General features: G+C 70.3%; 26 protein-coding genes. 15 read left to right on the forward strand and 11 right to left on the reverse strand.

Translation table 11 applies throughout. The annotated features are described in order from the left end of the window. Window positions 1-108 precede the first annotated feature (108 nt). From ACFYSH_RS06055 to ACFYSH_RS06075, 5 genes are all read left to right on the forward strand, one after another. Window positions 109-1,047, forward strand: a complete 939-nt coding sequence (locus ACFYSH_RS06055) for a cellulose-binding protein (RefSeq protein WP_359476790.1) — start codon at window positions 109-111, stop codon at window positions 1,045-1,047. A gap of 99 nt (window positions 1,048-1,146) precedes the next feature. Continuing rightward, complete coding sequence (locus tag ACFYSH_RS06060; protein WP_359476793.1) at window positions 1,147-2,154, forward strand: ATP-binding cassette domain-containing protein; 1,008 nt, start codon at window positions 1,147-1,149, stop codon at window positions 2,152-2,154. A gap of 4 nt (window positions 2,155-2,158) precedes the next feature. Beyond that, on the forward strand, window positions 2,159-2,938 hold the full coding sequence (locus ACFYSH_RS06065) for an ABC transporter permease subunit (RefSeq protein WP_359476796.1): 780 nt from the start codon (window positions 2,159-2,161) through the stop codon (window positions 2,936-2,938). Window positions 2,939-3,077: 139 nt separating this feature from the next. Next, complete coding sequence (locus ACFYSH_RS06070; RefSeq protein WP_359476799.1) at window positions 3,078-4,193, forward strand: ATP-binding cassette domain-containing protein; 1,116 nt, start codon at window positions 3,078-3,080, stop codon at window positions 4,191-4,193. Further along, window positions 4,190-5,077, forward strand: coding sequence for an ABC transporter permease subunit (locus tag ACFYSH_RS06075; RefSeq protein ID WP_359476802.1), 888 nt, complete (start codon window positions 4,190-4,192; stop codon window positions 5,075-5,077). Before ACFYSH_RS06070 ends, ACFYSH_RS06075 begins: the two co-directional genes overlap by 4 nt. A gap of 33 nt (window positions 5,078-5,110) precedes the next feature. On the opposite strand, the gene ACFYSH_RS06080 is transcribed toward ACFYSH_RS06075, so the two are convergent. Then, window positions 5,111-5,440 carry an ATP/GTP-binding protein gene (locus ACFYSH_RS06080; RefSeq protein WP_359476805.1) on the reverse strand — a complete coding sequence of 110 codons (330 nt, stop codon included), beginning with the start codon at window positions 5,438-5,440 and terminating at the stop codon, window positions 5,111-5,113. 215 nt (window positions 5,441-5,655) lie between these two features. Between ACFYSH_RS06080 and ACFYSH_RS06085 the strand changes: the two genes are divergently transcribed. Beyond that, entirely contained in the window at window positions 5,656-6,687 is a 1,032-nt protein-coding gene (locus ACFYSH_RS06085) for an LLM class flavin-dependent oxidoreductase (protein WP_359476808.1), read from the forward strand. 97 nt (window positions 6,688-6,784) lie between these two features. On the opposite strand, the gene ACFYSH_RS06090 is transcribed toward ACFYSH_RS06085, so the two are convergent. Then, a complete protein-coding gene (locus tag ACFYSH_RS06090; RefSeq protein WP_359476811.1) occupies window positions 6,785-7,177 on the reverse strand; it encodes an SCO5389 family protein in 393 nt (130 codons plus the stop codon). Between the two features lie 271 nt (window positions 7,178-7,448). Between ACFYSH_RS06090 and nucS the strand changes: the two genes are divergently transcribed. Continuing rightward, entirely contained in the window at window positions 7,449-8,120 is a 672-nt protein-coding gene (gene nucS / locus ACFYSH_RS06095) for an endonuclease NucS (protein ID WP_359476814.1), read from the forward strand. 64 nt (window positions 8,121-8,184) lie between these two features. Here the strand turns inward: nucS and ACFYSH_RS06100 are convergent, their stop codons facing one another. From ACFYSH_RS06100 to ACFYSH_RS06115, 4 genes are all read right to left on the reverse strand, one after another. Continuing rightward, window positions 8,185-10,650 carry an ATP-binding protein gene (locus ACFYSH_RS06100; RefSeq protein WP_359476816.1) on the reverse strand — a complete coding sequence of 822 codons (2,466 nt, stop codon included), beginning with the start codon at window positions 10,648-10,650 and terminating at the stop codon, window positions 8,185-8,187. Between the two features lie 212 nt (window positions 10,651-10,862). Next, window positions 10,863-11,186: an STAS domain-containing protein gene (locus ACFYSH_RS06105; RefSeq protein ID WP_014154038.1), complete on the reverse strand. Its 324-nt coding sequence runs from the start codon at window positions 11,184-11,186 to the stop codon at window positions 10,863-10,865. Between the two features lie 246 nt (window positions 11,187-11,432). Further along, window positions 11,433-12,281 (reverse strand): 3-hydroxyacyl-CoA dehydrogenase family protein, encoded by an 849-nt coding sequence (locus ACFYSH_RS06110; protein WP_359476820.1) that lies wholly within the window; start codon window positions 12,279-12,281, stop codon window positions 11,433-11,435. Window positions 12,282-12,408: 127 nt separating this feature from the next. Continuing rightward, window positions 12,409-13,050 (reverse strand): helix-turn-helix domain-containing protein, encoded by a 642-nt coding sequence (locus tag ACFYSH_RS06115; RefSeq protein ID WP_359476823.1) that lies wholly within the window; start codon window positions 13,048-13,050, stop codon window positions 12,409-12,411. 99 nt (window positions 13,051-13,149) lie between these two features. Here ACFYSH_RS06115 and ACFYSH_RS06120 point away from each other — a divergent pair, with 99 nt between their 5' ends. Further along, window positions 13,150-13,929: an ATP-binding cassette domain-containing protein gene (locus ACFYSH_RS06120; protein WP_359476826.1), complete on the forward strand. Its 780-nt coding sequence runs from the start codon at window positions 13,150-13,152 to the stop codon at window positions 13,927-13,929. 7 nt (window positions 13,930-13,936) lie between these two features. After that, on the forward strand, window positions 13,937-14,686 hold the full coding sequence (locus ACFYSH_RS06125) for an ABC transporter permease (RefSeq protein ID WP_359476829.1): 750 nt from the start codon (window positions 13,937-13,939) through the stop codon (window positions 14,684-14,686). A 210-nt stretch (window positions 14,687-14,896) separates the two neighbouring features. Here the strand turns inward: ACFYSH_RS06125 and ACFYSH_RS06130 are convergent, their stop codons facing one another. After that, complete coding sequence (locus tag ACFYSH_RS06130) at window positions 14,897-15,490, reverse strand: TetR/AcrR family transcriptional regulator (protein WP_388751099.1); 594 nt, start codon at window positions 15,488-15,490, stop codon at window positions 14,897-14,899. A 79-nt stretch (window positions 15,491-15,569) separates the two neighbouring features. On the opposite strand from ACFYSH_RS06130, the gene ACFYSH_RS06135 reads away from it, so the two are divergent. After that, window positions 15,570-15,818 carry a hypothetical protein gene (locus tag ACFYSH_RS06135; RefSeq protein WP_388751101.1) on the forward strand — a complete coding sequence of 83 codons (249 nt, stop codon included), beginning with the start codon at window positions 15,570-15,572 and terminating at the stop codon, window positions 15,816-15,818. Between the two features lie 34 nt (window positions 15,819-15,852). On the opposite strand, the gene ACFYSH_RS06140 is transcribed toward ACFYSH_RS06135, so the two are convergent. Beyond that, window positions 15,853-16,733 (reverse strand): IS5 family transposase gene (locus ACFYSH_RS06140; RefSeq protein WP_388751269.1). Its coding sequence is split into 2 segments (ribosomal slippage): window positions 15,853-16,370 and window positions 16,370-16,733, totalling 882 coding nucleotides; the frame shifts between segments, so codons are not numbered across the junction. A 66-nt stretch (window positions 16,734-16,799) separates the two neighbouring features. Here ACFYSH_RS06140 and ACFYSH_RS06145 point away from each other — a divergent pair. Further along, window positions 16,800-17,372 carry a cob(I)yrinic acid a,c-diamide adenosyltransferase gene (locus tag ACFYSH_RS06145; protein WP_359472790.1) on the forward strand — a complete coding sequence of 191 codons (573 nt, stop codon included), beginning with the start codon at window positions 16,800-16,802 and terminating at the stop codon, window positions 17,370-17,372. Here ACFYSH_RS06145 and ACFYSH_RS06150 read toward each other — a convergent pair whose 3' ends face one another. Next, window positions 17,373-17,930, reverse strand: coding sequence for a hypothetical protein (locus ACFYSH_RS06150; RefSeq protein WP_359472788.1), 558 nt, complete (start codon window positions 17,928-17,930; stop codon window positions 17,373-17,375). Between the two features lie 151 nt (window positions 17,931-18,081). On the opposite strand from ACFYSH_RS06150, the gene ACFYSH_RS06155 reads away from it, so the two are divergent. The 4 genes from ACFYSH_RS06155 to ACFYSH_RS06170 all read left to right on the forward strand — a co-directional run bounded on the left by ACFYSH_RS06155 (window position 18,082) and on the right by ACFYSH_RS06170 (window position 22,894). Next, a complete protein-coding gene (locus tag ACFYSH_RS06155; protein WP_359472786.1) occupies window positions 18,082-19,278 on the forward strand; it encodes a histidine kinase in 1,197 nt (398 codons plus the stop codon). After that, window positions 19,275-19,925, forward strand: a complete 651-nt coding sequence (locus tag ACFYSH_RS06160) for a response regulator transcription factor (protein ID WP_359472784.1) — start codon at window positions 19,275-19,277, stop codon at window positions 19,923-19,925. Before ACFYSH_RS06155 ends, ACFYSH_RS06160 begins: the two co-directional genes overlap by 4 nt. Window positions 19,926-20,093: 168 nt before the next feature. Next, on the forward strand, window positions 20,094-21,977 hold the full coding sequence (locus ACFYSH_RS06165; protein WP_359472782.1) for a glycoside hydrolase family 18 chitinase: 1,884 nt from the start codon (window positions 20,094-20,096) through the stop codon (window positions 21,975-21,977). 338 nt (window positions 21,978-22,315) lie between these two features. Beyond that, on the forward strand, window positions 22,316-22,894 hold the full coding sequence (locus tag ACFYSH_RS06170) for a 1,4-alpha-glucan branching protein (RefSeq protein WP_359472780.1): 579 nt from the start codon (window positions 22,316-22,318) through the stop codon (window positions 22,892-22,894). A 69-nt stretch (window positions 22,895-22,963) separates the two neighbouring features. Here ACFYSH_RS06170 and ACFYSH_RS06175 read toward each other — a convergent pair whose 3' ends face one another. Both ACFYSH_RS06175 and ACFYSH_RS06180 read right to left on the reverse strand, forming a co-directional pair. After that, the gene (locus ACFYSH_RS06175; protein WP_359472778.1) at window positions 22,964-23,410 is read right to left on the reverse strand and encodes a DUF2550 domain-containing protein; all 447 of its coding nucleotides are present in this window, start codon (window positions 23,408-23,410) and stop codon (window positions 22,964-22,966) included. A gap of 142 nt (window positions 23,411-23,552) precedes the next feature. Beyond that, a complete protein-coding gene (locus ACFYSH_RS06180) occupies window positions 23,553-23,927 on the reverse strand; it encodes a F0F1 ATP synthase subunit epsilon (RefSeq protein ID WP_359472776.1) in 375 nt (124 codons plus the stop codon). Window positions 23,928-23,992: the final 65 nt, after the last annotated feature.

Consider the following 23,992-nt stretch of genomic DNA (forward strand, 5'->3'; position numbering starts at 1 on the left):
AAAAGGGGTGTCATTCTCCATACCAAAGCGGCATCTTCACGTTGACACGCCGCCCAGGCCCCTAGGATTCCCTCTAACACCTCACCGGTCTCATTCGACAGGAACCCCATGAGCGACCCTTCCTCCCCCTTCGGCTTCGAGCTCGTGCGACGTGGATACGACCGCGGTCAGGTGGACGACCGCATCAACAAACTCGTCGCCGACCGTGACAGCGCTCTCGCCCGCATCACCTCTCTGGAGAAGCGCATCGAGGAACTCCACCTCGAAACGCAGAACGCCCAGGCCCAGGTCAACGACGCCGAGCCGTCGTACGCCGGTCTCGGTGCCCGCGTGGAGAAGATCCTGCGCCTCGCCGAGGAGGAGGCGAAGGACCTCCGTGAGGAGGCCCGCCGCGCGGCCGAGCAGCACCGCGAGCTGGCCGAGTCGGCCGCCCAGCAGGTGCGCAACGACGCGGAGACGTTCGCCGCCGAGCGCAAGGCGAAGGCCGAGGACGACGGCGTCCGTATCGTCGAGAAGGCCAAGGGCGAAGCGGGCACGCTGCGCACCGACGCCCAGAAGGACGCCCAGCAGAAGCGCGAGGAGGCGGACGCCCTCTTCGAGGAGACCCGCGCCAAGGCCGCCCAGGCCGCCGCCGACTTCGAGACGAACCTCGCCAAGCGCCGCGATCAGTCGGAGCGCGACCTCGCGTCCCGTCAGGCGAAGGCCGAGAAGCGTCTCGCCGAGATCGAGCACCGCGCCGAGCAGCTCCGCCTGGAGGCCGAGAAGCTTCGTACGGACGCCGAGCGCCGGGCCCGTCAGACGGTGGAGACGGCTCAGCGTCAGGCCGAGGACATCGTGGCGGACGCGAACGCCAAGGCCGACCGGATCCGCAGCGAGTCGGAGCGCGAGCTGGCGGCGCTCACCAACCGCCGCGACTCGATCAACGCCCAGCTCACCAACGTCCGCGAGATGCTGGCGACGCTGACGGGTGCCGCGGTCGCCGCCGCCGGTTCCCCGGCGGAGGACGAGTCCGCCACCCGCGGGGTCCCCGCCCAGCAGACCCGCTGACCCACGGCACGTACAGCGCGTACAGCAGCTGTACCCCTTTGTGCGCCCGGTTCCGCCTTTGTGGTGGCGCCGGGCGCGCGGCCGTTCTAGCGTGAGCGCATGATCGAGCTCGACGGTCTCACCAAACGCTTCGGCAACAAGGTTGCCGTCGACCATCTGTCATGCCGGGTCAGGCCGGGGATGGTCACGGGTTTCCTCGGCCCGAACGGTGCGGGCAAGTCCACGACCATGCGGATGATGCTCGACCTCGACAACCCCACCAGCGGAACGGTGCGGATCGACGGCCGTCCCTACCGCGACCTCCAGGAGCCGCTCAAGCACATCGGGGCACTGCTGGACGCCAAGTCGATGCACGGTGGGCGCAGCGCGTACAACAACCTGCTGTGCCTCGCCCAGAGCAACCGCATCCCGGCGAGCCGGGTCTCCCACGTGCTGGACACCGTCGGCCTGAGCGCGGTCGCGAAGAAGAAGTCCAAGGGTTTCTCCCTCGGCATGGGCCAGCGGCTGGGCATCGCGGCCGCGCTGCTCGGCGATCCCGAGATCCTGATGTTCGACGAGCCCGTCAACGGTCTGGACCCCGAGGGGATCCACTGGATCAGGAATCTGATGAAGGCGCTCGCGGCGGAGGGCCGGACCATCTTCGTCTCCTCGCACCTGATGAGTGAGATGGCCCTGACCGCCGATCATCTGATCGTCATCGGACAGGGCAAGCTGCTCGCGGACACCTCGATGGCCGACTTCATCCGCGAGAACTCCCGCAGCTTCGTACGGATGCGCTCCCCGGAACGGGAACGCCTGCGCGACCTGCTGCACGCGGAGGGCGTCGTCGCGGTCGAGTCGGGCAACGGCGCGCTGGAGATCGACGGAGAGGCCCCGGAGCGGCTCGGCGAGCTGGCCGGGCGGAGCGGGATCGTGCTGCACGAGCTCAGCGCCCAGCGGGCTTCCCTGGAGGAGGCTTTCATGCAGATGACCGCGGGCTCCGTGGAATACCACGCCCACTCCGAACGCGACGGCGCCCAGCCACCGCCGGTGGGCCCGCACTGGGGCGAACAGTGGAACCAGCAGACCGGCGGCGGCACGGCCGGCGACGTGACGAAGGGGGTGTGACGGCATGGCATCGGTACCCGCGGTCCTGAATTCCGAGTGGACGAAGATCCGTACGGTCTCGTCGACCACCTGGACGCTCATCTCCGCGTTCCTCGTCACCGTCGCCATGGGCGCCGCCCTGAGCGCCCTGCTGAACAGCCAGTTCGACGACCTCTCCGCCGCCGAGCGGGCCACCTTCGACCCGACGTTCGTGAGCTTCTCCGGGATGGTCCTGGGGCAGCTGGCCATGGTCGTCTTCGGTGTCCTGGTGGTGGGCACGGAGTACAGCTCGGGCATGATCCGCACCTCGCTGGCCGCCGTGCCGCAGCGCGGATCGTTCCTCTTCAGCAAGATCGCGGTGGCGGGCGTCCTGGCCCTGGTGGTCGGCCTCGCCACCAGCTTCGTGACCTTCTTCCTCAGTCAGGCCCTGCTCGGCGACCGCGGCACCGACCTCGGCGCGGAGAACGTACTGCGCGCGGTCTTCGGCGGCGGCGTCTACATGGGTCTGATCGCGATCTTCTCGATGGGCGTGGCCACGATGCTGCGCAGCTCCATGCTGTCGCTGGGCATCCTGATGCCGTTCTTCTTCCTCGTCTCGCAGATCCTCTCCGCGGTCCCCGGCGCCAAGAGCGTCGCCCGGTACTTCCCCGACCAGGCCGGCTCCAAGATCATGCAGGTGGTCCCGGACGCCATGAACAGCGACCCGGCGCCTTACGGGCCCTGGGCCGGACTCGGGATCATGGCTCTGTGGGTGGTGGCCGCGCTGATCGGCGGCTACCTCGTACTGAAGAAGCGGGACGCCTGACCGACGCCCGGAGCGGCGCCGCTCCGGGCGGACGACTTGGCCGGAACCACCGGAGCCTGGTTATCCTCCTAACTCTTACGGGGGCGTGCGGCCGGAGAGGCCTGGGCCCCGACGACGGAATAGTCGATGGGGCTGGAGAATGATCGAGGCAGTCGGCCTGACCAAGCGCTACGGCGCGAAGACGGCCGTGCACAACCTTTCCTTCCAGGTACGGCCCGGTGCCGTGACGGGGTTCCTCGGTCCCAACGGATCGGGCAAGTCGACCACCATGCGCATGATGCTCGGCCTGGACCGGCCGACATCCGGACATGTGACGATCGGCGGCCACGCCTTCCGCAGCCTTCCCAACGCCCCGCGCCAGGTGGGGGCACTGCTCGACGCCAAGGCCGTGCACGGCGGGCGCAGCGCCCGTAACCACCTGCTGTGCCTGGCCCAGTTGGCGGGCATCCCGGCTGCGCGGGTCGACGAGGTCCTCGGTGTCGTAGGGCTGCAGGACGTCGCGAAGAAGCGGTCCAAGGGCTTCTCCCTCGGTATGGGCCAGCGGCTCGGGATCGCGGCGGCGCTGCTCGGCGACCCGCAGGTGCTGCTCTTCGACGAACCGGTCAACGGGCTCGACCCCGAGGGCATCCTCTGGGTCCGCAACCTGATGAAGCAGCTCGCCTCCGAAGGCCGCACGGTCTTCGTCTCCAGTCACCTGATGAGTGAGATGGCACTCACCGCCGACCATCTGATCGTGATCGGCCGCGGGCAGCTGCTCTCCGACATGAGCATCAAGGAGTTCATCTCCGCCAACTCCGCCGACTTCGCGCGGGTGCGGGTCCCCGCCGACCGGCCGGAGGAGCGGGAGAAGCTGACGGCCTCACTGACGGAGGCGGGCGGCGGAGTCATGACCGAGCCGGACGGGGCGCTGCGCGTCACCGGGCTGCCGCTCCCCCGGATCAGTGAACTGGCCCACGCCTCGGACGTACGGCTGTGGGAGCTCTCGCCGCACCAGGCGTCGCTGGAGGAGGCGTACATGCGGATGACGCAGGGCGCCGTGGACTACCGCTCGACGGCGGACGCCAAGGAGGGGCTCCAGCCGCCGCCCGGCTACGGGCAGCCCTTCCCCGCGCCCCCGGGTGCGCCGGAGGTCCCGCAGCAGGGTTGGTACGCACCGCCGCCCCCGGGACAGAACCCGTACGCCGACACACCGGCGCCCGCCCCCACGATCACCGCGGACGGGGCCGGCCCCAAGACCAGCGAGGACTCCCGATGACGACGCCGGCGCCGCACCACCCGCAAGCGCAGACGCCCCCGCAGGCGCACCAGGCTCCTCAGGGGCCGCAGCAGGGGTGGGGCGCCCCTCCCGGCCTGTACGCCTCACCGATCCCCGTGCGCACGCCCGGCCTCGGTGACGCGATCGCCTCCGAGTGGACGAAGATCCGTTCCGTGCGCTCCACGATGTGGACGCTCGGCGTGATGATCGTGCTGCTGGTCGGCATCGGCCTGCTCACCGCGCTCATCGTGAACGTGTCGGACGCCCCCATCGACGACACCCCCGTGCTCAGCCTGGGCTTCTTCGGCGTACTGCTCGGACTGATCTGCGTGATCACGCTGGGGGTGCTGACGATCGCGTCCGAGTACGGCACCGGGATGATCCGTACGACGCTGACCGCGTGCCCGAGCCGGGCACGGATGCTGATCGCGAAGTCGGTGGTCTTCTTCCTGCTGGCCTTCACGATCACCACGGTGACCACCGGGATCGTCGGCGTCCTGCAGACGGCCATCCTGGACGGCGCCACACCCGACACCGGCCTGTGGGTGCGCTCGACCGTCGGGGTCGGCCTCTACGTCGCCACGCTCGGGCTGCTCTCCCTCGCGCTCGGTGCGATCATCCGGCACTCGGCGGGTGCCATCACGATCATGATCGCGGTGGTGCTGCTCCCGCTCGTGCTGGCGATGTTCATGTTCTCGCCGACGCTGGCCGCTGTGCAGCAGGCGCTCCTCGAGTACTCGATCCCCAACCAGCTCGGCACGCTGTACAACACGTCGATGACCTCGACGGGGCCGAGCGGCTGGGACCCGCTGTGGATCATCGTCGGCGTGACCGCCGTGGCCATGGCCGGCGCCCTGGCGGCGCTGGACCGGCGCGACGTCTGACACGGCAGCCGGTCGGTCCCGGACCGGCCGGCCTCAGTGGCGCGGAGCGTTCCTGGACCGCTGCACCCGTGTGGTGCGGCGGTCCTTCGCGTTCCAGCAGGCCTTGTGCCAGTGCCTGCGGTCGTCGATCCCGCCGAACTCGGGCCAGGCGACGAGGTGCGGGACACCGGACGGGATCTCCTGGTCGCAGCCGGGGCAGCGGTAGCGCTTGCCCGCCGCGCTCGCGCCGCTCACCGGGCGCACCGACCACTCCTCGCCCTGCCAGCTCTCGGTGTCGCCTCCCCCGCCGTAGCGCTCCCCCGCCTCTCGTGCGTTGCTGTGAGGACTCTCGCCGCCTCGGGGGCGGTTGCGGCGCGGGGACACGGAACACCTCACGGGGCGGCGGCTCGGGCAGGTCGTCCCGTCCAGCCTAGAGGCATCGCCTGCGGGCCCGTGTCGGAAGGGGCGCGTGAGCAGCGGCGGGACGAATGGGTAACCGGAAAATCGCAACAACTTCGCCCTGGACCGTGCCTTTGGCACGTGTCGGACGTTGTTGCCAGTGGGGGACAGCCGCGTCGGCCGTAAGGAGGCGATTGACGATGCGCGTAGGAACGTTCGTGCTGGCAGCCCAGTTCCCGGGCCAGGGGCAGGGCGAGGCCCTGCACCGGGCCGTCCGGTCCGCGGAGGTCGCGGAGGAGGCGGGGCTCGACTCCGTCTGGCTGGCGGAACATCACTTCGTGCCGTACGGGGTGTGCCCGTCCGCCACGACACTGGCCGCGCTGCTGCTCGGCCGCACCCGCAGGATCCGCGTGGGCACGGCGGTGAGTGTGCTGCCCAGCCACCACCCGGTCATGCTCGGCGAGCAGGCCGCTCTGCTGCATCTGACCAGCGGAGGGCGCTTCTCCCTGGGGGTGGGGCGGGGTGGCCCGTGGGTCGACCTGGAGGTGTTCGGCGGCGGGCTCGAGGGGTACGAGAGGGGCTTCCCCGAGGCGTTGGAACTGCTGCTCGACTGGCTGGTCAGGCCCAGGGTGGCGGGGAGCGGGAAGCGTCACCGCTTCCGCGAGGTGGCGGTGGTGCCCCGGACCGACGAGCTCCTCGGGGACGGCCCGCCGGGCCCTGAGGTGATCGTCGCCTGCACGTCGCCGAAAAGCGTGAAACTCGCCGCTGAGAAGGGTTTGCCGATGCTCCTCGGGATGCATTGCGGCGACGAGGAGAAGGCCGGCATGGCGGCCCTGTGGCGCTCGGCCGCCCGGGAGGCCGGTCAGCCGACGGAGGTCGTGGAGCGGGTAGCACATGTGTCCGCGGGGGTGGCGCAGATCGCGGACAGTCCCGCGGACGCCGAGGAGACGCTCGTGAAGGCGATGCCGGGATGGCTGCGTCAGGGGCTCGACGCCCATGTGACGGTCGACGGCCGGCACCGGGTGATGCGCGACCCCGTCGCTTACACGGAGTTCCTCTGCGGCCTGCATCCGGTGGGCCCGCCGCGTCTCGCCGCCGACCGGCTGGCGGCCACGGCGGAGCGCACGGGCATCACTCGCTTCGCCCTCATGGTCGAGGGGTCGGGCGATCTCGCGGCGACGGAGACGAATGTGCAGCGGCTGGGCACGGAAGTGCTGCCGTTGCTGGAGTGATGCGTTCACGCTGGTGATCCCGGTGGTGCGGTGGTGCGGGAGCTGCCGCCCCGGAGCCAGTTGCACCTCCCGCGGCCCGAAGCGGCAGCAGAAGCGTTCAGCAGTCCCGTAGCTCGGGTGACTGGTTGAGCAACTGGCCTCTCACCGAGGTGAATCGGGCCAGCCGCTCGTCGACCGAGACGTCCAGCGGGAACACCGCGACGCGGTGGCAGTTCTGGAATGCCAGGCGCACTCCGAAGTGCCGCTGCAGCGCGCCGCGTATCGCATCACTCGCAAGCGCACGCAGCAACTGGCCGCGTGCCTGCTCGTCCGGCGGGGGCGTCTGGTTGTCGGCGAATTGTCCGCCGTCGACCTTCAGCTGGGCCACCAGCGAGCTGATCATCTCCCATGCGTAGGGCAGGGAGGTCCGGACGCAGTCGACGAAGTCGGCTTCGTCGACCTCGCCTCGCTCGGCCTGTTCCAACAGCGCCGGTGAGACGTCGAGCGACATGGGTTCTCCTCTCGCGACCCCGAACAGGTGGACGGGGCCTTACGGGCGGGGCAGGACGGCGACGCTGCGTACACAGACGACGACCTCCTGCTTCCACGGTAAGCGCGCAGTCCGGGCCGCACCAGGAGATTGGGAACACAACCGGCCAATAACGAACGGTCGCAAAGAGGGGCAAGCCCGATCGGCGTCCGCTCGGCATACGTCAAGGGGGCTACCGCGACGGGGTCCGGGAATCGCGTGGACCCGTGGTCGTCGAGTAGCGTTGCCGACCATGCGTCTCGTCATCGCCCGTTGCTCCGTCGACTACGCGGGCCGGCTCACCGCCCACCTGCCCTCCGCCCCCCGTCTGATCCTGGTGAAGGCGGACGGCAGCGTCTCGATCCACGCCGACGACCGGGCGTACAAACCTCTCAACTGGATGTCCCCTCCGTGCACCTTGAAGGAGGGCGCCGACGGGAACGAGGGCGTCTGGACCGTGGTGAACAAAGCGGGCGAGAAACTGATCATCACCATGGAGGAGGTCCTCCACGACTCGTCCCATGAGCTGGGTGTCGACCCGGGGCTCATCAAGGACGGTGTGGAGGCCCACCTCCAGGAACTGCTGGCCGACCGCATCGAGACGATCGGCGAGGGCTACACCCTGATCCGCCGTGAGTACCCGACCGCGATCGGCCCGGTCGACATCCTCTGCCGGGACGCGGACGGCGCGACGGTGGCCGTGGAGCTGAAGCGGCGGGGGGACATCGACGGCGTGGAGCAGCTGACCCGCTATCTGGAGCTGCTCAACCGGGATCCGCATCTGGCCCCGGTGCGGGGCGTGTTCGCGGCGCAGGAGATCAAGCCGCAGGCCCGGGTGCTGGCGACGGACCGCGGGATCGGGTGCCTGGTCCTCGACTACGACGCGATGCGCGGCATCGAGGACGACAAGCTGCGGCTGTTCTGACCCGGCTCCTGCCGTCCGATCGCCGTACGGGCCCGGTTTCCGGGGCCGTACGGCGATTTCGCTTTCAGGCCAGGGCCGGCGAAGCGGGGGCGCTGTCCGTCGCCGAAGCGGTGACGGTCTCGGCCGGGCCGCTCGCCGAGTTGGAGGTCTCCGGCTCCGTGGGGGGCTCCGTCGTCGGAGTCGGCTCCTCGGGGGTCTCGGTCGGGGTCTCGGTCGGAGTCTCGGTCTCGGTCTCGGTGGGCGGCGGGGTCGTCGTCTCCTCCGTCGCCGAGGGACTGCTCTGCGGGGGCGGGTCCTCGTCACTGGAGCCGCTGCTGGACGGGGTGCGTGTGCCCGGGCTCGTGCCGGGGCTCGATGCGCTCGGGGACGGGGCGCCGCTCGTGGACGGGCCGGCGGTGCCGGACGGGGCGGGGGTCTCGGAGCCGCCGCCGGCCGTGCCCTCGTCGGTGGCCGGGTCGTCGGTCGGCTCGTCCGCGGGGAGGCCGTTCTCGCTGTCGTCCTCGTTCGCCGACTGTTCGGTCGTGACGGTCTGCCCCTCCGGGTCCTCGCCCCCGGAGGTGGCGCCCAAGGTCACCACCGTGCCGAGCACGGCGGCGAGCAGCGCGCCCGCGCCCACCGCGACGAGGTTGCGCCGGGCGCCCCGGAGCACCCCCATGGGACCGCCGAGGGGCAGCGGGCTCTGACGGGGGGTGAGCAGGGTCGCGGACGTCTCGGCCGGCTGCCGGGGGAAGAGGGGCGTGGCCGCGGGGGTGCCGCCGGGGGGTGAGGCCGACTCGTCGTGGCGCGGGGCCGGCACCTCCTCGCCCGCCGGGGTGCTGAGCACCGGTTCGCCGGAGCGGTCCGCGACGAGGGCGAGCGCCCGGCGGCCGGCGACCGCGCCGGGCTTGTCGGCGAGCGCCCCGCGCATACCGATGGACGCCTCGAGTTCGGCCCTGGCCCGGTCCAGGTGCCCGGTGCAGAGCGCGAGGACGCCCAACTCATGGTGGAAGTACGCCTCTTCCGCCACTTCGCCGGCGATCCGAGCGGCCTCCTGGCCGGCCCTCAGGGCCTTCTCCCAGGCCCCCCACTGCATCCCCGCCGCGAAGGCGGGGGCGGCGCTGCGGGCCAGCAGGACGGCCACGCTGGCCTGCCCCGGGGCCTCGGCGGGGACGAGGCGGGTCATCGAGGCCAGGAGTGCGTCCGCCTCGGCCACCGCGCGTTCCGGGGTGACGGAGGGGTGCCCTGCCCACCAGGCGTAGTGCTGGGCGGCGCTGCGGGCGTAGGTGTCCGCGCTCTCGGCGTATCCGCTCGCCTCCAGCTGGTTCAGGACTCCGGCGGCCAGGCGGTAGCGGGGGCCGGCCGGGGAGAGCATGCCGGTGAGAGCCAGCTCGCCCAGTGCCGCGTCGGCGTGGGTGTCTCCCACGAGGGCGGGCAGATGCGCCTGGTGCGGCACCTCCCCGCCGAGCGCGACCGCGAAGCGGAGGGTCTCGCGGGCCGCCTCGGTCAGCCGGGACGCGAGCAGGGCGGCGGGTGCCGCGCCCTCGCCGAGGCTGGGCAGCGGGAGACCGGCCGGCTCGGTCCGGCCGAAGGGCGGCGCGTCGGCCGGATCGTCGTCACCGTCGAAGACGTCCTCGGGGGCGCGCAGGTCGTCGCGCTGGCGCAGCAGGGCGCCGGCCTGGACGAAGCGCAGCGGAAGCCCTTCGGACTCGAACCAGAGGTCTCCCGCCCAGTTCGCCTCCTCGTCGGTGAGCGCGCGTTCCACGACGTGTTCCATGAGCTCGATCGAGGCACTGCGGCCGAGACCGGTGAGCACGACCTCTTCGAGGTTCGCCTCGGCCGCCGGCGCGGACACCTCGGGGGTCGCGGCGAAGAGGAACGCGCACTCCGGGGTGGCGTCCAGCAACTCCTGGAGCGCGGCGCCGCCCAGTTCCAGGTCGTCCACGACGACGACGGCGCCGATGCCGTGGACGAGCGGCAGGAGCCTTTCGCGGTCGGGGCGGTGGAGCGGAGCACTGTAGACGGCCTCGAACAGCCCGTACAGCAGTTCGCCGGCGGTCCGCTTGTACCCGGAGAGCCGTACGACGCCGTCGGGCGCCAGGTCCGCGCAGTCGCCCGCGACGGCGTTCAGGAGGGCCGTGCGGCCGGCCCCGGCCGCTCCGGTGAGGCGCACCGAGCGCCCACGGGCGAGCAGGCGCACCAGTCGCTCACGCTCCTCCTGACGTTCCAGGAGGGGCATCTGCGGTGCGGGCGGCCCCGGAGGCACGGGCGGCGCGGCGGCACGCTCGCGCTCCACCCGCTGGGCGGCGGTGTGGCGTACGGGTGCGTCAGGCCGCTCCCCAGGCCTGCAGGGTTCGATCTCGCTGCCGTCGACCGGATTGATGGTGAGCAGAAGGCCACCCGTCACCAGCTGCACCATGCGGGCCTGCTGGGGTGTCTGGTGCCCGAAGTCGGGCGTCAGCGGGTCGCGGGACTGTCGTCGCCGCCCGCCGTCGTCACCGGGACGGTCGTGGCCGTGGCCGTACTCTTCCGGTCCCCGAGTGGTCGGGTCCATCGTCAAAGTCCCCCAGACGCGCAGCGCGCGATTGCCCCCTCCGGCCTCGCACGCCCGCAGTCGCTCCGGTCCGGTGTCCGCCAGTGGGTCCTCGTCGATCGGCAGACGGCCGAACCCTAAACCTTCGCACAGTATCCACGAACCGGCGGGGGGGCCGCGCCGCCGCGACATCACATTCTCGTGAGGATTGTGCGTGTATATCTCGGACGGCCTCAGACGCGTGGCAGGGAGTCCGCGGCGAGCCCGCCCTCGATGGCGAGGATCCTGTGCAGTCTCGTCGCCACCAGCAGGCGCTGCATCTGCGGCGGCACGCCGCGCAGCACCAGGCGCCGCCCCGCTCGGCCGGCCCGGCGGTGCGCGCCCATGATGACGCCGAGTCCGGTGGCGTCCCACGAGTCCAGCTCGGTCAGGTTCAGCACGAGATCGCCGGCCCCGTCGTCGACGGCCGAGTGCAGGACCGTGCGGGCGTCCGCCGCGCTTCGGACGTCGAGGCGGCCCCCGACGACCAGCTCGGCGTGGTCGCCCCTGATGTGCATATACGCTCCCCGGAAATGCTCCGCAGCTAGGTCGGTCTGTCTGGTTTTTCTCTTTCTTCCTCTGCCACAACTGACTGCCGCGGCGACAGGGAAGTTGCCGTCTGTAAGCGAACCGATACCGAATTCACCCCGAAGAGTGAAGCGAGTACGGCGGTATCCACTGGATCCATGCACCGGCGGGTGCCGGATCCCGGGCTTCCAGGTCTGACTGACGGCGCATCGGGCAGCCCGGGAGCCCGGCGGTGATCAGTAGGTGTAGAAGCCCTTCCCACTCTTGCGGCCGATGTCACCTGCGTCGACCATCCGGCGCATCAGCTCCGGAGCGGCGAACTTCTCGTCCTGGGACTCGGTGTAGATGTTGCCCGTGGCGTGCAGGAGGATGTCGACGCCGGTCATGTCGGCCGTGGCGAGCGGGCCCATGGCGTGGCCGAAGCCCAGCTTGCAGGCGGTGTCGATGTCCTCGGCCGAGGCGACGCCCGACTCGTACAGCTTGGCGGCCTCGACGACGAGCGCCGAGATCAGGCGGGTGGTGACGAAGCCCGCGACGTCACGGTTGACGACGATGCAGGTCTTGCCCACGGACTCGGCGAACTCCCGTGCGGTGGCGAGCGTTTCGTCGCTGGTCTTGTAGCCGCGCACCAGCTCGCAGAGCTGCATCATCGGGACCGGCGAGAAGAAGTGCACACCGACGACCCGCTCCGGGCGCTCCGTCACGGCCGCGATCTTGGTGATCGGGATGGCGGAGGTGTTGGAGGCGAGGACGGCGTCCTCCCGTACGACCTTGTCGAGCGTGCGGAAGATCTCGTGCTTGACCTCGAGCTTCTCGAAGACGGCTTCGACGACGACGTCCGCGTCGGCCACGGCGTCGAGGTCGGTGGTCGTGGTGATCCTGGCGAGCGCGGCCTCGGCGTCGGCGGACTCCAGCCTGCCCTTGGCGACGAACTTGCCGTAACTGGCCTCGATGCCGCCGCGCCCACGGGCCAGGGCCTCGTCGGTGACATCACGCAGCACGACGTCCCAGCCCGCCTGGGCGGAGACCTGCGCGATACCGGACCCCATGAGTCCGGCGCCGATGACGGCGAGCTTCCTGGCCACGTTTCGCACCCCAATGCTTCTCGGTCGTTCACATGCTCTCCGGCGGAGATTAGTACCCGTGAGGGGCCGTGAGGCCGTGAAGAGATGCGCGTCACGTCTCACATGACGGACATCACACCCGTCGGCCTCATGCGGCGGCGCGTCGTGCGTAGTTGAGGACCTTCGCGCCGAGGAGGTCCTCCATCTCGTCGAGCAGGACGAGCGCGTCCCGCGAGACCTCGTCCGGCGCGCGGCCCGCGACCATCTCGCCACCGATGTACGCCATGAGGGTGCTGTGCACCCAGGAGAGCTGACCGGCCACCAGGTCCGGAGCCGGGTCGCCGGCATCCGCACCGGACTCCTCCCGCATGGTCACCTCCAGGTGGAGCTGGGCCTCCTGCCCGATGTGCCAGAGGCGGGCCTTGAGGCTGTCGGCACCGTCGATGACCCGCATGAAGCTCGCGTACCCGTCCATGAGGCCGACCGTGGGCGAGACGCCCTCCACCTGGATCCGCAGTTCACGCAGGACGGCGTCGGCGGCGGACTCCCCCGCGTCCCGGCCGCGGACGTAACGGGAGAGCCGGTCGACGACGCCCCGGCTGCGGTCCAGGAAGAGGTCCTCCTTGGCCGGGAAGTAGTTGTACACGGTGTTGACCGACACCTCGGCGGCCTCGGCGATCTCGGCGATCGTGACCGCGTCGAAGCCCCGCTCCACGAAGAGCCCGGTGGCCACGTCCGAGAGGTGCTGCCTCGTCCGACGCTTCTTCCGTTCCCTCAGTCCCTCAGCCATGGACCCATCCTACGGATCCACTGGTGACCGTGGAATTTTGGCGTGGCTGCATTTTTCAAGTCATTGCATTTTTCGAGTGACTCTGCTTTTGTGGCCACCATGCCCATCATCAGCACGTCCGGACTCGCCCGGACCTTCACGACCAAGTCGGGACCGGTCCACGCCGTCCGCTCGGTCGATCTGACCGTGATGCCCGGCGAGATCGTCGGCCTGCTCGGGCCCAACGGCGCCGGCAAGACCACCACGCTGCGGATGCTCACCACCCTGCTCGCCCCCACCGGCGGCGCGGCCACCGTCGCGGGCTGCGACCTGACCGCGGACCCGGCTAGGGTCCGCGAGAAGTGCGGTTACGTCGCCCAGTCCGGCGGGGTGGACCCGCACATCACCGTGCGGGAGGAGCTGGTCACCCAGGGGCGGCTGTACCGGCTGAGCAAGGCCGACGCGATCGCGCGCACGGCGGAACTGGCCGCGCGCCTCGGCCTCGGCGACCTGCTCGAGCGCAGGACGGCGGCACTCTCCGGTGGTCAGCGCAGGCGCCTCGACATCGCGATGGGCCTCACCCACCGCCCCGCCGTGCTCTTCCTCGACGAGCCGACCACCGGCCTCGACCCCGGCAGCCGGGAGGACCTGTGGGACCTGGTCCGAGGTCTGCGGGACGAATTCGGCACGACGGTCGTACTCACCACCCACTACCTCGACGAGGCCGACGCCCTCGCGGACCGGCTGGTCGTCATCGACGGCGGCCTGGTCGTCGCCGAGGGCGCGCCGGCCGCACTCAAGACCGAGCACGCCGGCTCTCCCGACGCCTCGCTCCACGACACCTTCCTCGCGATCACCGGGCGCACCCCGGCCGCCGAGGCCGCCCCCGTCGCCGTATAGGACCCCGATGCTCCTCCATGACACCTCGCTGATCTTCAGCCGGTACGTCCGGCAGACCCTGCGCTCCCGGTTCCAGATCTTCTTCGGAATCCTGATGCCGCTGCTCTACCTGTTCTTCTTCGGCCCGCTCCTCACGGAGCTCCCGCTCGGCTCCACGGGTGACTCCTGGCAGGTCCTGGTGCCCGGACTGCTTCTGCAACTTGCGCTCTTCGGGGCCTCGTTCACCGGCTTCGCGATCATCATCGAGCAGTCGACGGGGGTGGTCGAGCGCATGCGCGTGACCCCTGTCAGCCGCCTGGCCCTGCTACTGGGACGGGTCCTGCGGGACGCCCTGCTGTTCATGTTCCAAGCGGTGCTGCTGGTGCTCGCCGCGCTGGCCATGGGACTGCGCGCACCGCTGCCCGGAGTGCTCATCGGCTTCGCCTTCGTGGGCCTGCTGACGGTCTCGCTGGCCTCGCTGTCGTACGCCCTGGCCATGAAGGTGCGTACGCCGCAGGAGTTCGGGCCGGTGATCAACGCGCTCACCATGCCGGCCATGCTGCTCTCCGGCCTGATGCTGCCGATGACGCTCGGCCCCGCGTGGCTGGACGTCCTGTCGCACGTCACACCGTTCCGCTACCTGGTGGACGCCGTGCGGGACGCCTACGTCGGCTCGTACGCCACGGCGCACATGCTGTACGGCGTCCTGGTGGCGCTCGCGTTCGCCCTTCTGGCTGTGACGGCCGGCACGCGCGTCTTCCGCAGGGCCGGAGCGTAACTAGGGTCTGTCCGGCGGATCATGTCGGTGGGCACGGGGCGGTGCCAACAGCACGGGGGTGCGGGGGACCCGGCAAGGTCCGCTACACAGGCCCTAGAAGTCCACTGAGAATCTTGAATACACTCCAGGTTTGCGCCAGTTTGCCCCGATCGACAATTGCGGGTGAACTCGGTCGATCGGGACGGCCGAAGCAAGATCTTCATCGGACTTCTAGCGAAGGACCTGCTCGATGTGGTGGTCGAGGAGATGTTCGGCGACTTCTGGGGTGCGGTAGCCGAGAGCGATGTCCACGCCGAGGCTGGTGGCGAGGGACCAGCAGATATCGGCGTCGGTACGTTCCTCACAGCGCGGCTTGCTGCCCCGCTCCTCCCTGGCTGCCGTGATGAGGCCGGCGGTGAAGGTGAGCAGCTCGTTGTCGCCCGGCGCCAGGACCTTGGCCATCGTCGGATCGGAGACTGCCCGGCCTGCGGCCGCCAGCGCGAAGCGCATCAGCCGGGTACTCTCCTCGGCCGGGCTGATCAGGGCGTACAGGCAGGCACGGAGGACGGCCTCTGGGCTGGTCGTGTCGGCGGCGGTGACCGCGTTCTCGATGGTGGCGTTCACGGCCCGTACGGCCCGGTCGAGGGCGTCGCGGATCAGGGCCTGCATCGAGGAGTAGTAGTGCTGGATCTGGCCCATGGAGACGCCCGCTTCCTCGGCCACCTTGCGTAGCGACACCTGCTCGATGCCGCCGCGCACGGCCAGTGCCCAGACGGCCTCGACGAGGCGCGTCCTGCGCGCTTCGGGATCCACGATCTTCGGCACGGTACCGCCGCCTTCCTCGCCACCTTCACCATGCGATCGCATTGTAAAACCGAGCACCGTCGGTTTACAGTGCAATCGCATGGTAAACCGCAATCGGACCGAGGGGGACCCCGTGAAATACGGCCTCTACCAGGCGCTCGGCATGGCACTGCTCGTCATCGGAGCCCAGGGCGCAATCCGCCAGCTCGTCGACCACGACAACGCCGGCCTGCTGGGCTGGCTACCTGGAGGCTTCGCCGCGAGCGTCACCGTGTACGTACTGGCCGTCGTGATCGGCGCGGTCATCGCAGGGCGGTCTCACGATGCTCGTAAGGCGACTGGCAACTGACTCGGTGCGAGTGGATGAGGGTCTGTTCGGCGGATCATGGGCGGAGCCATAAGCGGATTGCTGCTGCGGTGACGGTGCCGTGGAAGACGTAGGCCCTCTTGTCGTACCGGGTTGCGACAGCGCGGAAGTTCTTGAGTCGGTTGATGGTCCGCTCCACTTCGTTCCTTCGCTCGTAGATCGTCTTGTCGAAGCCGGCGGGTCGGCCGCCCTTGCTGCCCCTTCGTTGACGGTTGGCCCGCTGGTTCCTCGGTTCGGGGATGGTGTGCTTGATCTGGCGTCGTCGAAGGTAGCGGCGGTTGCGGCGAGAGGAATACGCCTTGTCGCCGCCGAGATGGTCGGGCCGCGTGCGCGGGTGTCCGCCACCGAGGCGGCCAACACGGATGCGTTCCATGACCGGAATGAGCTGCGGAGCGTCGCCCCACTGGCCCGGCGTGATCAGCAGGGCCAGCGGGCGGCGCCCGCCCTCACCAGCAAGGTGGATCTTGCAGGTGAGGCCGCCCCGGGAGCGTCCGAGTCCCTCGTCGGGGCGGTGCTGCCGGGGCGTTGTTCTTTTCCCGGTACCCGCGGGCGTCTCTTGCGGGCTCCGGCGGCGTGCTGGTGGGCTCGACAGGAGGTGGAGTCCACGCTCACCATCGACCAGTCGATGCGGCCCTCGGCGTCGGCGTCGGCCAGGACGGCCGCGAAGAGGCTGTCCCAGGTGCCGTCTGCCGACCAGCGTCGGTGCCGCTCATACACGGTCTTCCATTTGCCGAAACGTGCAGGCAGATCCCGCCAGGGCACTCCCGTACGGTTCCGGTACAAGATCCCGTTGATGATCCTGCGATGACTGACCCAACGGCCGCCCCGTGTACCGGACTTCGGCAGATGCGGCTTCAGCCGGGCCCATTCCTCGTTCGTGAGATCTCCCCGCCCCATGGACATGCCAACGAGCAGAACCCGCAACAGTCACATGATCCGCCGGACAGGCCCTAGGCTGACCTCATGGTCAATCTGACGCGCATCTACACCCGTACCGGCGACAAGGGCACCACCGCCCTCGGAGACATGAGCCGGACCGCCAAGACCGATCTGCGGATCTCGGCCTACGCCGACGCCAATGAGGCCAATGCCGTCATCGGCACGGCCGTCGCGCTCGGAAACCTCTCCGAGGATGTCGTGAAGGTCCTCGTCCGGGTGCAGAACGACCTGTTCGACGTGGGCGCGGATCTGTCCACCCCGGTGGCGGAGAACCCCGAGTACCCGCCGCTGCGGGTGGAGCAGTCGTACGTCGACAAGCTGGAGGCCGACTGCGACACGTTCCTGGAGGAGCTGGAGAAGCTCCGCAGCTTCATCCTTCCGGGCGGAACCCCCGGGGCGGCACTGCTGCACCAGGCCTGCACGGTCGTCCGGCGGGCGGAGCGGTCCACCTGGGCGGCGCTGGAGGTGCACGGCGAGGTCATGAACGCACTGACCGCGACGTACCTGAACCGCCTCTCCGACCTCCTGTTCATCCTCGCCAGGACGGCGAACAAGGAGGTCGGCGACGTGCTGTGGGTGCCGGGCGGCGACCGCTGATCAGCGGCCCGCCCCGACCCGGTCCTTGGGCTCCTGCTTGGGGAACACCGTGTAGCCCCCGGCGATGATCAGGTTGATCCCGATCACCCAGAGCATCTTCTGCTGCCACATCTGCAGCGAGCCGGTGTCGCCGTCCCCGCCGACGTACCAGACCGCCGCCTGCAGCAGGGCCATGGCGGTCAGCGCGGCCACGATCCAGCGGGCGGCGGTGCGCCACTCGTGGGCGGCCCGCGCCATCCCGTACTTCGGGGGCTTCACCGGGGGCGGGCCGCCCGCGAAGCGGTGGGCGACCCGAGCGTCGACCCACTTGACGGTCGAGTGGCCGAGTCCCACCGTGAAGCCGATGTAGACGGCTGCCAGGCCGTGCTTCAGGCCCGGCTCGGCCCCGTTCTTCAGATCGATGGCGGTCACCACCAGCAGGACGACCTCCAGCAGGGGCTCGCACAGCAGCACCGCCGCACCCAGCCGGGCCTTCTTCGCCACGTACCGGAGTGCGAGTCCGGCGGCCAGCAGGACCCAGAAGCCGACCTCGCAGAGCACGATCAGTGTGACGATCACGGTTCTTCTCCTTCCGGTCCCCTCCAGAGTCCCCTCCGTACGGCGCCGGATCGTCGTCTGCGGTGACGAATCACGACTGCATCCTTCGATGTAGCCGCGCCTCCCCCCGCGTACGGACGAGGTGCGGCACACCACCGTGTTGGATGGGAGGGTGTTCTCCCTTGCGCGCCCGCATCGCGACGACGTCCTGCTCGCGGTCACCGGGCTGTCCGGTGGTGTGATCCTGTGGCTGATCGGCATTCACATCCAGAACGGCCGGCTCTTCGACGCCCCCTGGGTGTCCCTGCTGCCGCTCGTGGTGACGGCGGCCCTCGAACTGCTGCGGCGCAGCGCCCCGCTGACCGCACTGGCGGTCGGCACGCCGGCGCTGGTGGCCGATCAGTTCACCGTGGGCAGCCTCGCGACCCTGCTGATGTACACGGACCTGGTGTACGCCGCGGTGCTGTACAGCGCGCCCGCCGTCTCGCGCCGCATTCCGGTGATCACGCTGCTCGTCACGGTCGCCACGACGGTCGGCTTCGTCGCCTGGGCCCCGTCGGCGGACGCCGTACTCATCGGGATCGTCGTCGGCATGGTCCTCTTCGGCCCCGCCCTGACCGGGGCCGCTGTCCGCAACCACCGCGACGCCGCCGACGCGGCCCGGCTGCGCGCCGACCAGACAGCGCTGCTGGCCGAGATGGACCGGGTCCAGGCGGTGACCGCCGAACGGTCACGGATGGCACGCGAGCTGCACGACATGGTCGCCAACCACCTCTCCGCGATCGCCATCCACTCCACCGCCGCGCTCTCCATCGACGAACCGGGCACCTCCCGCGACGCCCTCGGGGTCATCCGGCAGAACAGTGTCGACGGCCTGGCCGAGATGCGCCGCCTGATCGGGCTGCTGCGGGAGAACGGCGCGGCCGGGCCGCCGAGCGCCGCACCGACCCTCGCCTCCCTGGACGCCCTCGTGGAGCAGGCCGGCGCGAACTCCGCGTCCAGCGGGCTCACCGTCACCCTGGACGACGGCCGGGAGCCGTCCGGGCCGCTGCCGGCACCGGTGGAGCTCGCGGCGTACCGCATCGTCCAGGAGTCGCTGACGAACGCGCTGAAGCACGCGGCGCCGGGCCCGGTGACGGTCCGGCTGCGCGGGTCGCGCAGGCTGCTGACGGTGGAGGTCGGCAGCGTATTCGGCGACCGGCCCGGGCCGCGCGCGCCCGGATCGGGGGCCGGTCTGGTGGGGATGCGGGAGCGGGTCGCACTGCTGGGCGGGACCATCGAGGCGGGCCCGGGACGCCGGGGCGACGGCGTGAAGATCTGGTTGGTGCGGGCCGAACTGCCCGTCGGGGAGAGGACGCAGAAGTCATGACGATCCGGGTGCTGGTCGCGGAGGACCAGTCGGCGGTGCGCGCGGGACTGGTGCTGATCCTGGGCAGCGCACCGGACATCGAGGTCGTGGGCGAGGCGGCCGACGGCGAGGCCGCCGTGCGTCTGGCCCGAGAACTGCGCCCGGACCTGGTGCTGATGGATGTGCAGATGCCCAGGCTCGACGGGGTGTCCGCGACGCGGCAGGTGGTGGCGGAGCGGCTGGCGGACGTGCTGGTGCTGACCACCTTCGACCTGGACGAGTACGTCTTCGGCGCGCTGCGCGCGGGTGCGTCGGGTTTCCTGCTGAAGAACACCGACGCCAAGGACCTGCTCGACGCCGTACGCACGGTGGCGCGCGGCGAAGGCATGATCGCCCCGGCCGTGACGCGGCGGCTGATCGAGGAGTTCGCCGGTGCCTCTTCCGCGCGCAGGGCGCCCGGCCCCGCCCCTGAGGGCTTCGACACGCTCACGCGCCGGGAGCGGGAGGTGCTGGGCTGTCTCGGGGAGGGCTTGTCGAACGCGGAGATCGCGGGGCGGCTCTCGATGGCGGAGGCGACGGTGAAGACGCACGTCAGCAGGCTGCTCGGAAAGCTGGAGCTGCGCAGCCGGGTGCAAGCGGCCGTCCTCGCCCAGGAGTTGGGGCTCTGAGGTCCGGACCGGATCTTTGGTCTGGACCTCTTGACGATTGGTCCAGACCTTCCTAATCTCACCGAACACACTGCGGTGAGTACGCCATGACAAAGCGGGCTCAGGGCGACGCAGGGTCTGCAGGTTACGGATCATCCCCCATTGCCGGACCTCACCCGAGGAGCACCGTTGAGCACTGACAACCCCGTACGCCTCTCCCGGCCCGGATGGAGACGCGGAGCGCGTACAGCCACCAGATCCAGGACGGTCGCGGGTCTCACCGCGCTGCTGCTGCCCCTCGCCGCGATGGTCGGCCTGGCCTCCCCCGCCGAGGCCGCCACCTCCGCGACCGCCACCTACGTCAAGAAGTCCGACTGGGGCAGCGGCTTCGAGGGCCAGTGGACGGTCAGGAACACCGGGACGACCGCCCTCTCGTCCTGGACCATCGAGTGGGACTTCCCCTCCGGCACCGCGGTCGGCTCCGCCTGGGACGCCTCCGTCACGAGCTCCGGAACCCACTGGACCGCCAAGAACCTCGGCTGGAACGGTACGGTCGCCCCGGGCGCCAGCATCAGCTTCGGCTTCAACGGCACCGGCACCGGCTCCCCCAGCGGCTGCAAGCTGAACGGCGCCTCCTGTGACGGCGGCAGCGTCCCCGGCGACAACGCCCCGTCCAAGCCCGGCACCCCCACCGCCAGCGGCATCACCGACACCTCGGCGAAGCTCACCTGGGGCGCGGCCACCGACGACAAGGGCATCAAGAACTACGACGTCCTGCGCGACGGCGCCAAGGTCGCCACGGTCACCACGACGACGTACACCGACACCGGCCTCACCAAGGGCACCGACTACTCGTACACGGTGCAGGCCCGTGACACCGCCGACCAGACCGGCCCGGTCAGCGCCTCGGTCGCCGTCCGCACCACCGGCACCACCGACCCGGGCAATCCCGGCACCGGGGACAAGATCAACCTCGGCTACTTCACCGAGTGGGGCGTCTACGGGCGCAACTACCACGTCAAGAACCTCGTGACCTCCGGCTCGGCCGAGAAGATCACCCACATCAACTACGCGTTCGGCAACGTCCAGGGCGGCAAGTGCACCATCGGTGACGCCTACGCCGACTACGACAAGGCCTACACCGCCGACCAGGCGGTCGACGGCGTGGCCGACACCTGGGACCAGCCGCTGCGCGGCAACTTCAACCAGCTGCGCAAGCTCAAGGCCCAGTACCCCCACATCAAGATCCTCTGGTCGTTCGGCGGCTGGACCTGGTCCGGCGGCTTCCCCCAGGCCGCCCAGAACCCGGCCGCCTTCGCCCAGTCCTGCTACGACCTGGTCGAGGACCCCCGCTGGGCCGATGTCTTCGACGGCATCGACATCGACTGGGAGTACCCCAACGCCTGCGGTCTCACCTGCGACACCAGCGGCCCGGCGGCACTGAAGAACGTCGCCTCCGCCCTGCGGACGAAGTTCGGCACCAACAACCTGGTCACCGCCGCGATCACCGCGGACGGCTCGGCCGGCGGCAAGATCGACGCGGCCGACTACGCCGGCGCCGCACAGTCCTTCGACTGGTACAACGTGATGACGTACGACTTCTTCGGCGCCTGGGAGGCCAAGGGCCCGACGGCCCCGCACTCCCCGCTGACCTCGTACAGCGGTGTCCCGCAGGAGGGCTTCAACAGCGCCGCCGCCATCGCCAAGCTGAAGGCCAAGGGCGTCCCCGCCTCGAAGCTGCTGCTCGGCATCGGCTTCTACGGCCGCGGCTGGACCGGCGTCACCCAGGCGGCACCCGGCGGCACGGCGACGGGGGCGGCTCCGGGCACGTACGAAGCCGGTATCGAGGACTACAAGGTCCTGAAGAACAGCTGCCCGGCGACCGGCACGATCGCCGGCACCGCGTACGCCCACTGCGGCACCAACTGGTGGAGCTACGACACCCCGGCGACGATCACGTCCAAGATGGCCTGGGCGAACAACCAGGGCCTGCGCGGGGCGTTCTTCTGGGAGTTCAGCGGTGACACCGCGAACGGTGAGCTCGTGAGCGCGATGGACAGCGGCCTCAACTAGTGCCGTGGCAGTCAGGGTTTGCCCGTCAAGGAGCGGCGTCAGGTGCGTGCTATCGGTGTGCCGGCCGGAAGCCCTTGTACTGGATGTACTCGGGCTTTCGGCCGGTGCGGCGAGAGTGCGTGCCGGGCGTCGCGACGGGGCGAACCTTGGCTGACGCGGCACTAGAGGTCCTGGCCCCCCACGAGGTAGCAGCACCACCCCGGAAAAGCGCCGGGGAGACAGGTCCGCCCCCTGTCTCCCCGGTTTTCGCGTTCCGGCCCCCTGAAGACGTGGTGGGTTCCTATAGGTTCGGTCACGTCCTGCCGAAGGGCGGACCCGGACCCGTCGAAGGAGCACACGTGGCATCCGTCCACCGCACGACCATGGCGCCCACCAAGCTGGAACTGCTCGCCGGATGGCTCCCGGAGCAGAGCTGGTACGTGGGTGACGCGAGGGCACCGGAGCTCGCCGTGGCCGGCGGCTTCCGTCTGGACGATCCGGAGGGGGAGGTCGGGGTCGAGATCATGATCGTGGTGGACACCTCCGCGCAACGACCGGTGGCGTACCTGGTGCCCATGAGCTACCGGGGCGCGGAGGCGCAGACCGTCCCCGGCACGGCCCTGATCGGCACCTCCGAGCACGGTGTGCTCGGGACCCGGTGGATCTACGACGGCGTGCGGGACCCTGTGGCCGTGGAACAGCTGCGAGCGCTCCTGCGCGGCGAGGCGACTCCGCAGCACCGGAGCGAGAGCGACACCGCCGATCCGTCCGTCGCCGTGCACCAGGCCGGGCCCCAGGACGGGGCGGACGTACGGGTCAACCGGATCCTGCGGCCCGCCGAGACCGCGGAGGGCTCGTCCGCGTACGTCGTCGCGGGGTGGACCTGGCCCGACGGAACGTCCGCCCGGGGCGTAGTCGCTACCTCCGCGTCGCGGTAGGCAGCCGCGCGGACGGCAGAGGCCCCCGGACGGAGTCCGGGGGGACCCCCGACCAGCGAGAGCCTCTACCTAAGCCACGTTGACCCGCTGGCCCGGCGGCGCCGCCTCGAGCCAGGCGAGGAAGCCGGTCAGGGCGTCCTCGCTCATCGCCAGCTCCAGGCGTGTCCCCCGGTGGAGGCAGCCGAGCACGACGGAGTCGGACAGGAGCGCCAGCTCCTCCTCACCCTCGGGCAGCCGGCGCGCGACCACCTCGATGGCGGAGCGCTCCAGACCGCGGCGCGGGCGGGGGGAGTAGGAGAAGACCCGGAACCAGTCGACACGGTCACCGCTGTACCGGGCGACCCCGTACACCCAGCCCTTGCCGGACGGGTCCGGATCCTCGGACACGTCCCAGCGCAGGCTGCAGTCGAAGGTTCCGCCGGAGCGCTGGATCAGCCGCCTGCGGAGACCGAAGACGAACAGCCCCACCGCGACCAGTACGACGACCAGACCGCCCACCCACAACGCGAGGACCATCTCCACCGACCTCCTCGCATCGTCGAGTAACGGATACCGCACCGAGCCGAACCGGACTGCACCTGCATCGCCTCAGCCGCGACACGGTCTGGATCTCTCCAGCTCGGGCCGCGGCTGAGTCAAAAACTCTTCGTGGGGGCGCTCAGTGCGCCGCCACCGCACGCAGTCGCACGTCCGCGCGGCGCTCGGCGCCGGCGTCCGTGTCGGACTTCGCGCGCTCCAGCGCACGCTCGGCGCGCTGGACGTCGATCTCGTCGGCAAGCTCAGCGATCTCCGCCAGCAGCGAGAGCTTGTTGTCCGCGAACGAGATGAAACCGCCGTGCACAGCGGCGACCACAGTCGCGCCGTCACTCGTACGGATCGTCACGGGGCCCGATTCCAGCACACCCAGGAGCGGCTGGTGACCGGGCATGACGCCGATGTCGCCGGACGTGGTACGTGCGACAACGAGGGTGGCCTCGCCGGACCAGACACTGCGGTCCGCGGCGACCAGCTCGACATGCAGCTCAGCAGCCAAGGGTGGCTCCTCGGGTCACCACCCGGCGGTCGTGCCGGGTGTCGGTTCGATTCTACGGGGCGTGG

This window comes from Streptomyces sp. NPDC005791, from assembly GCF_042871485.1.
In the GTDB taxonomy this organism is placed as follows: domain Bacteria; phylum Actinomycetota; class Actinomycetes; order Streptomycetales; family Streptomycetaceae; genus Streptomyces.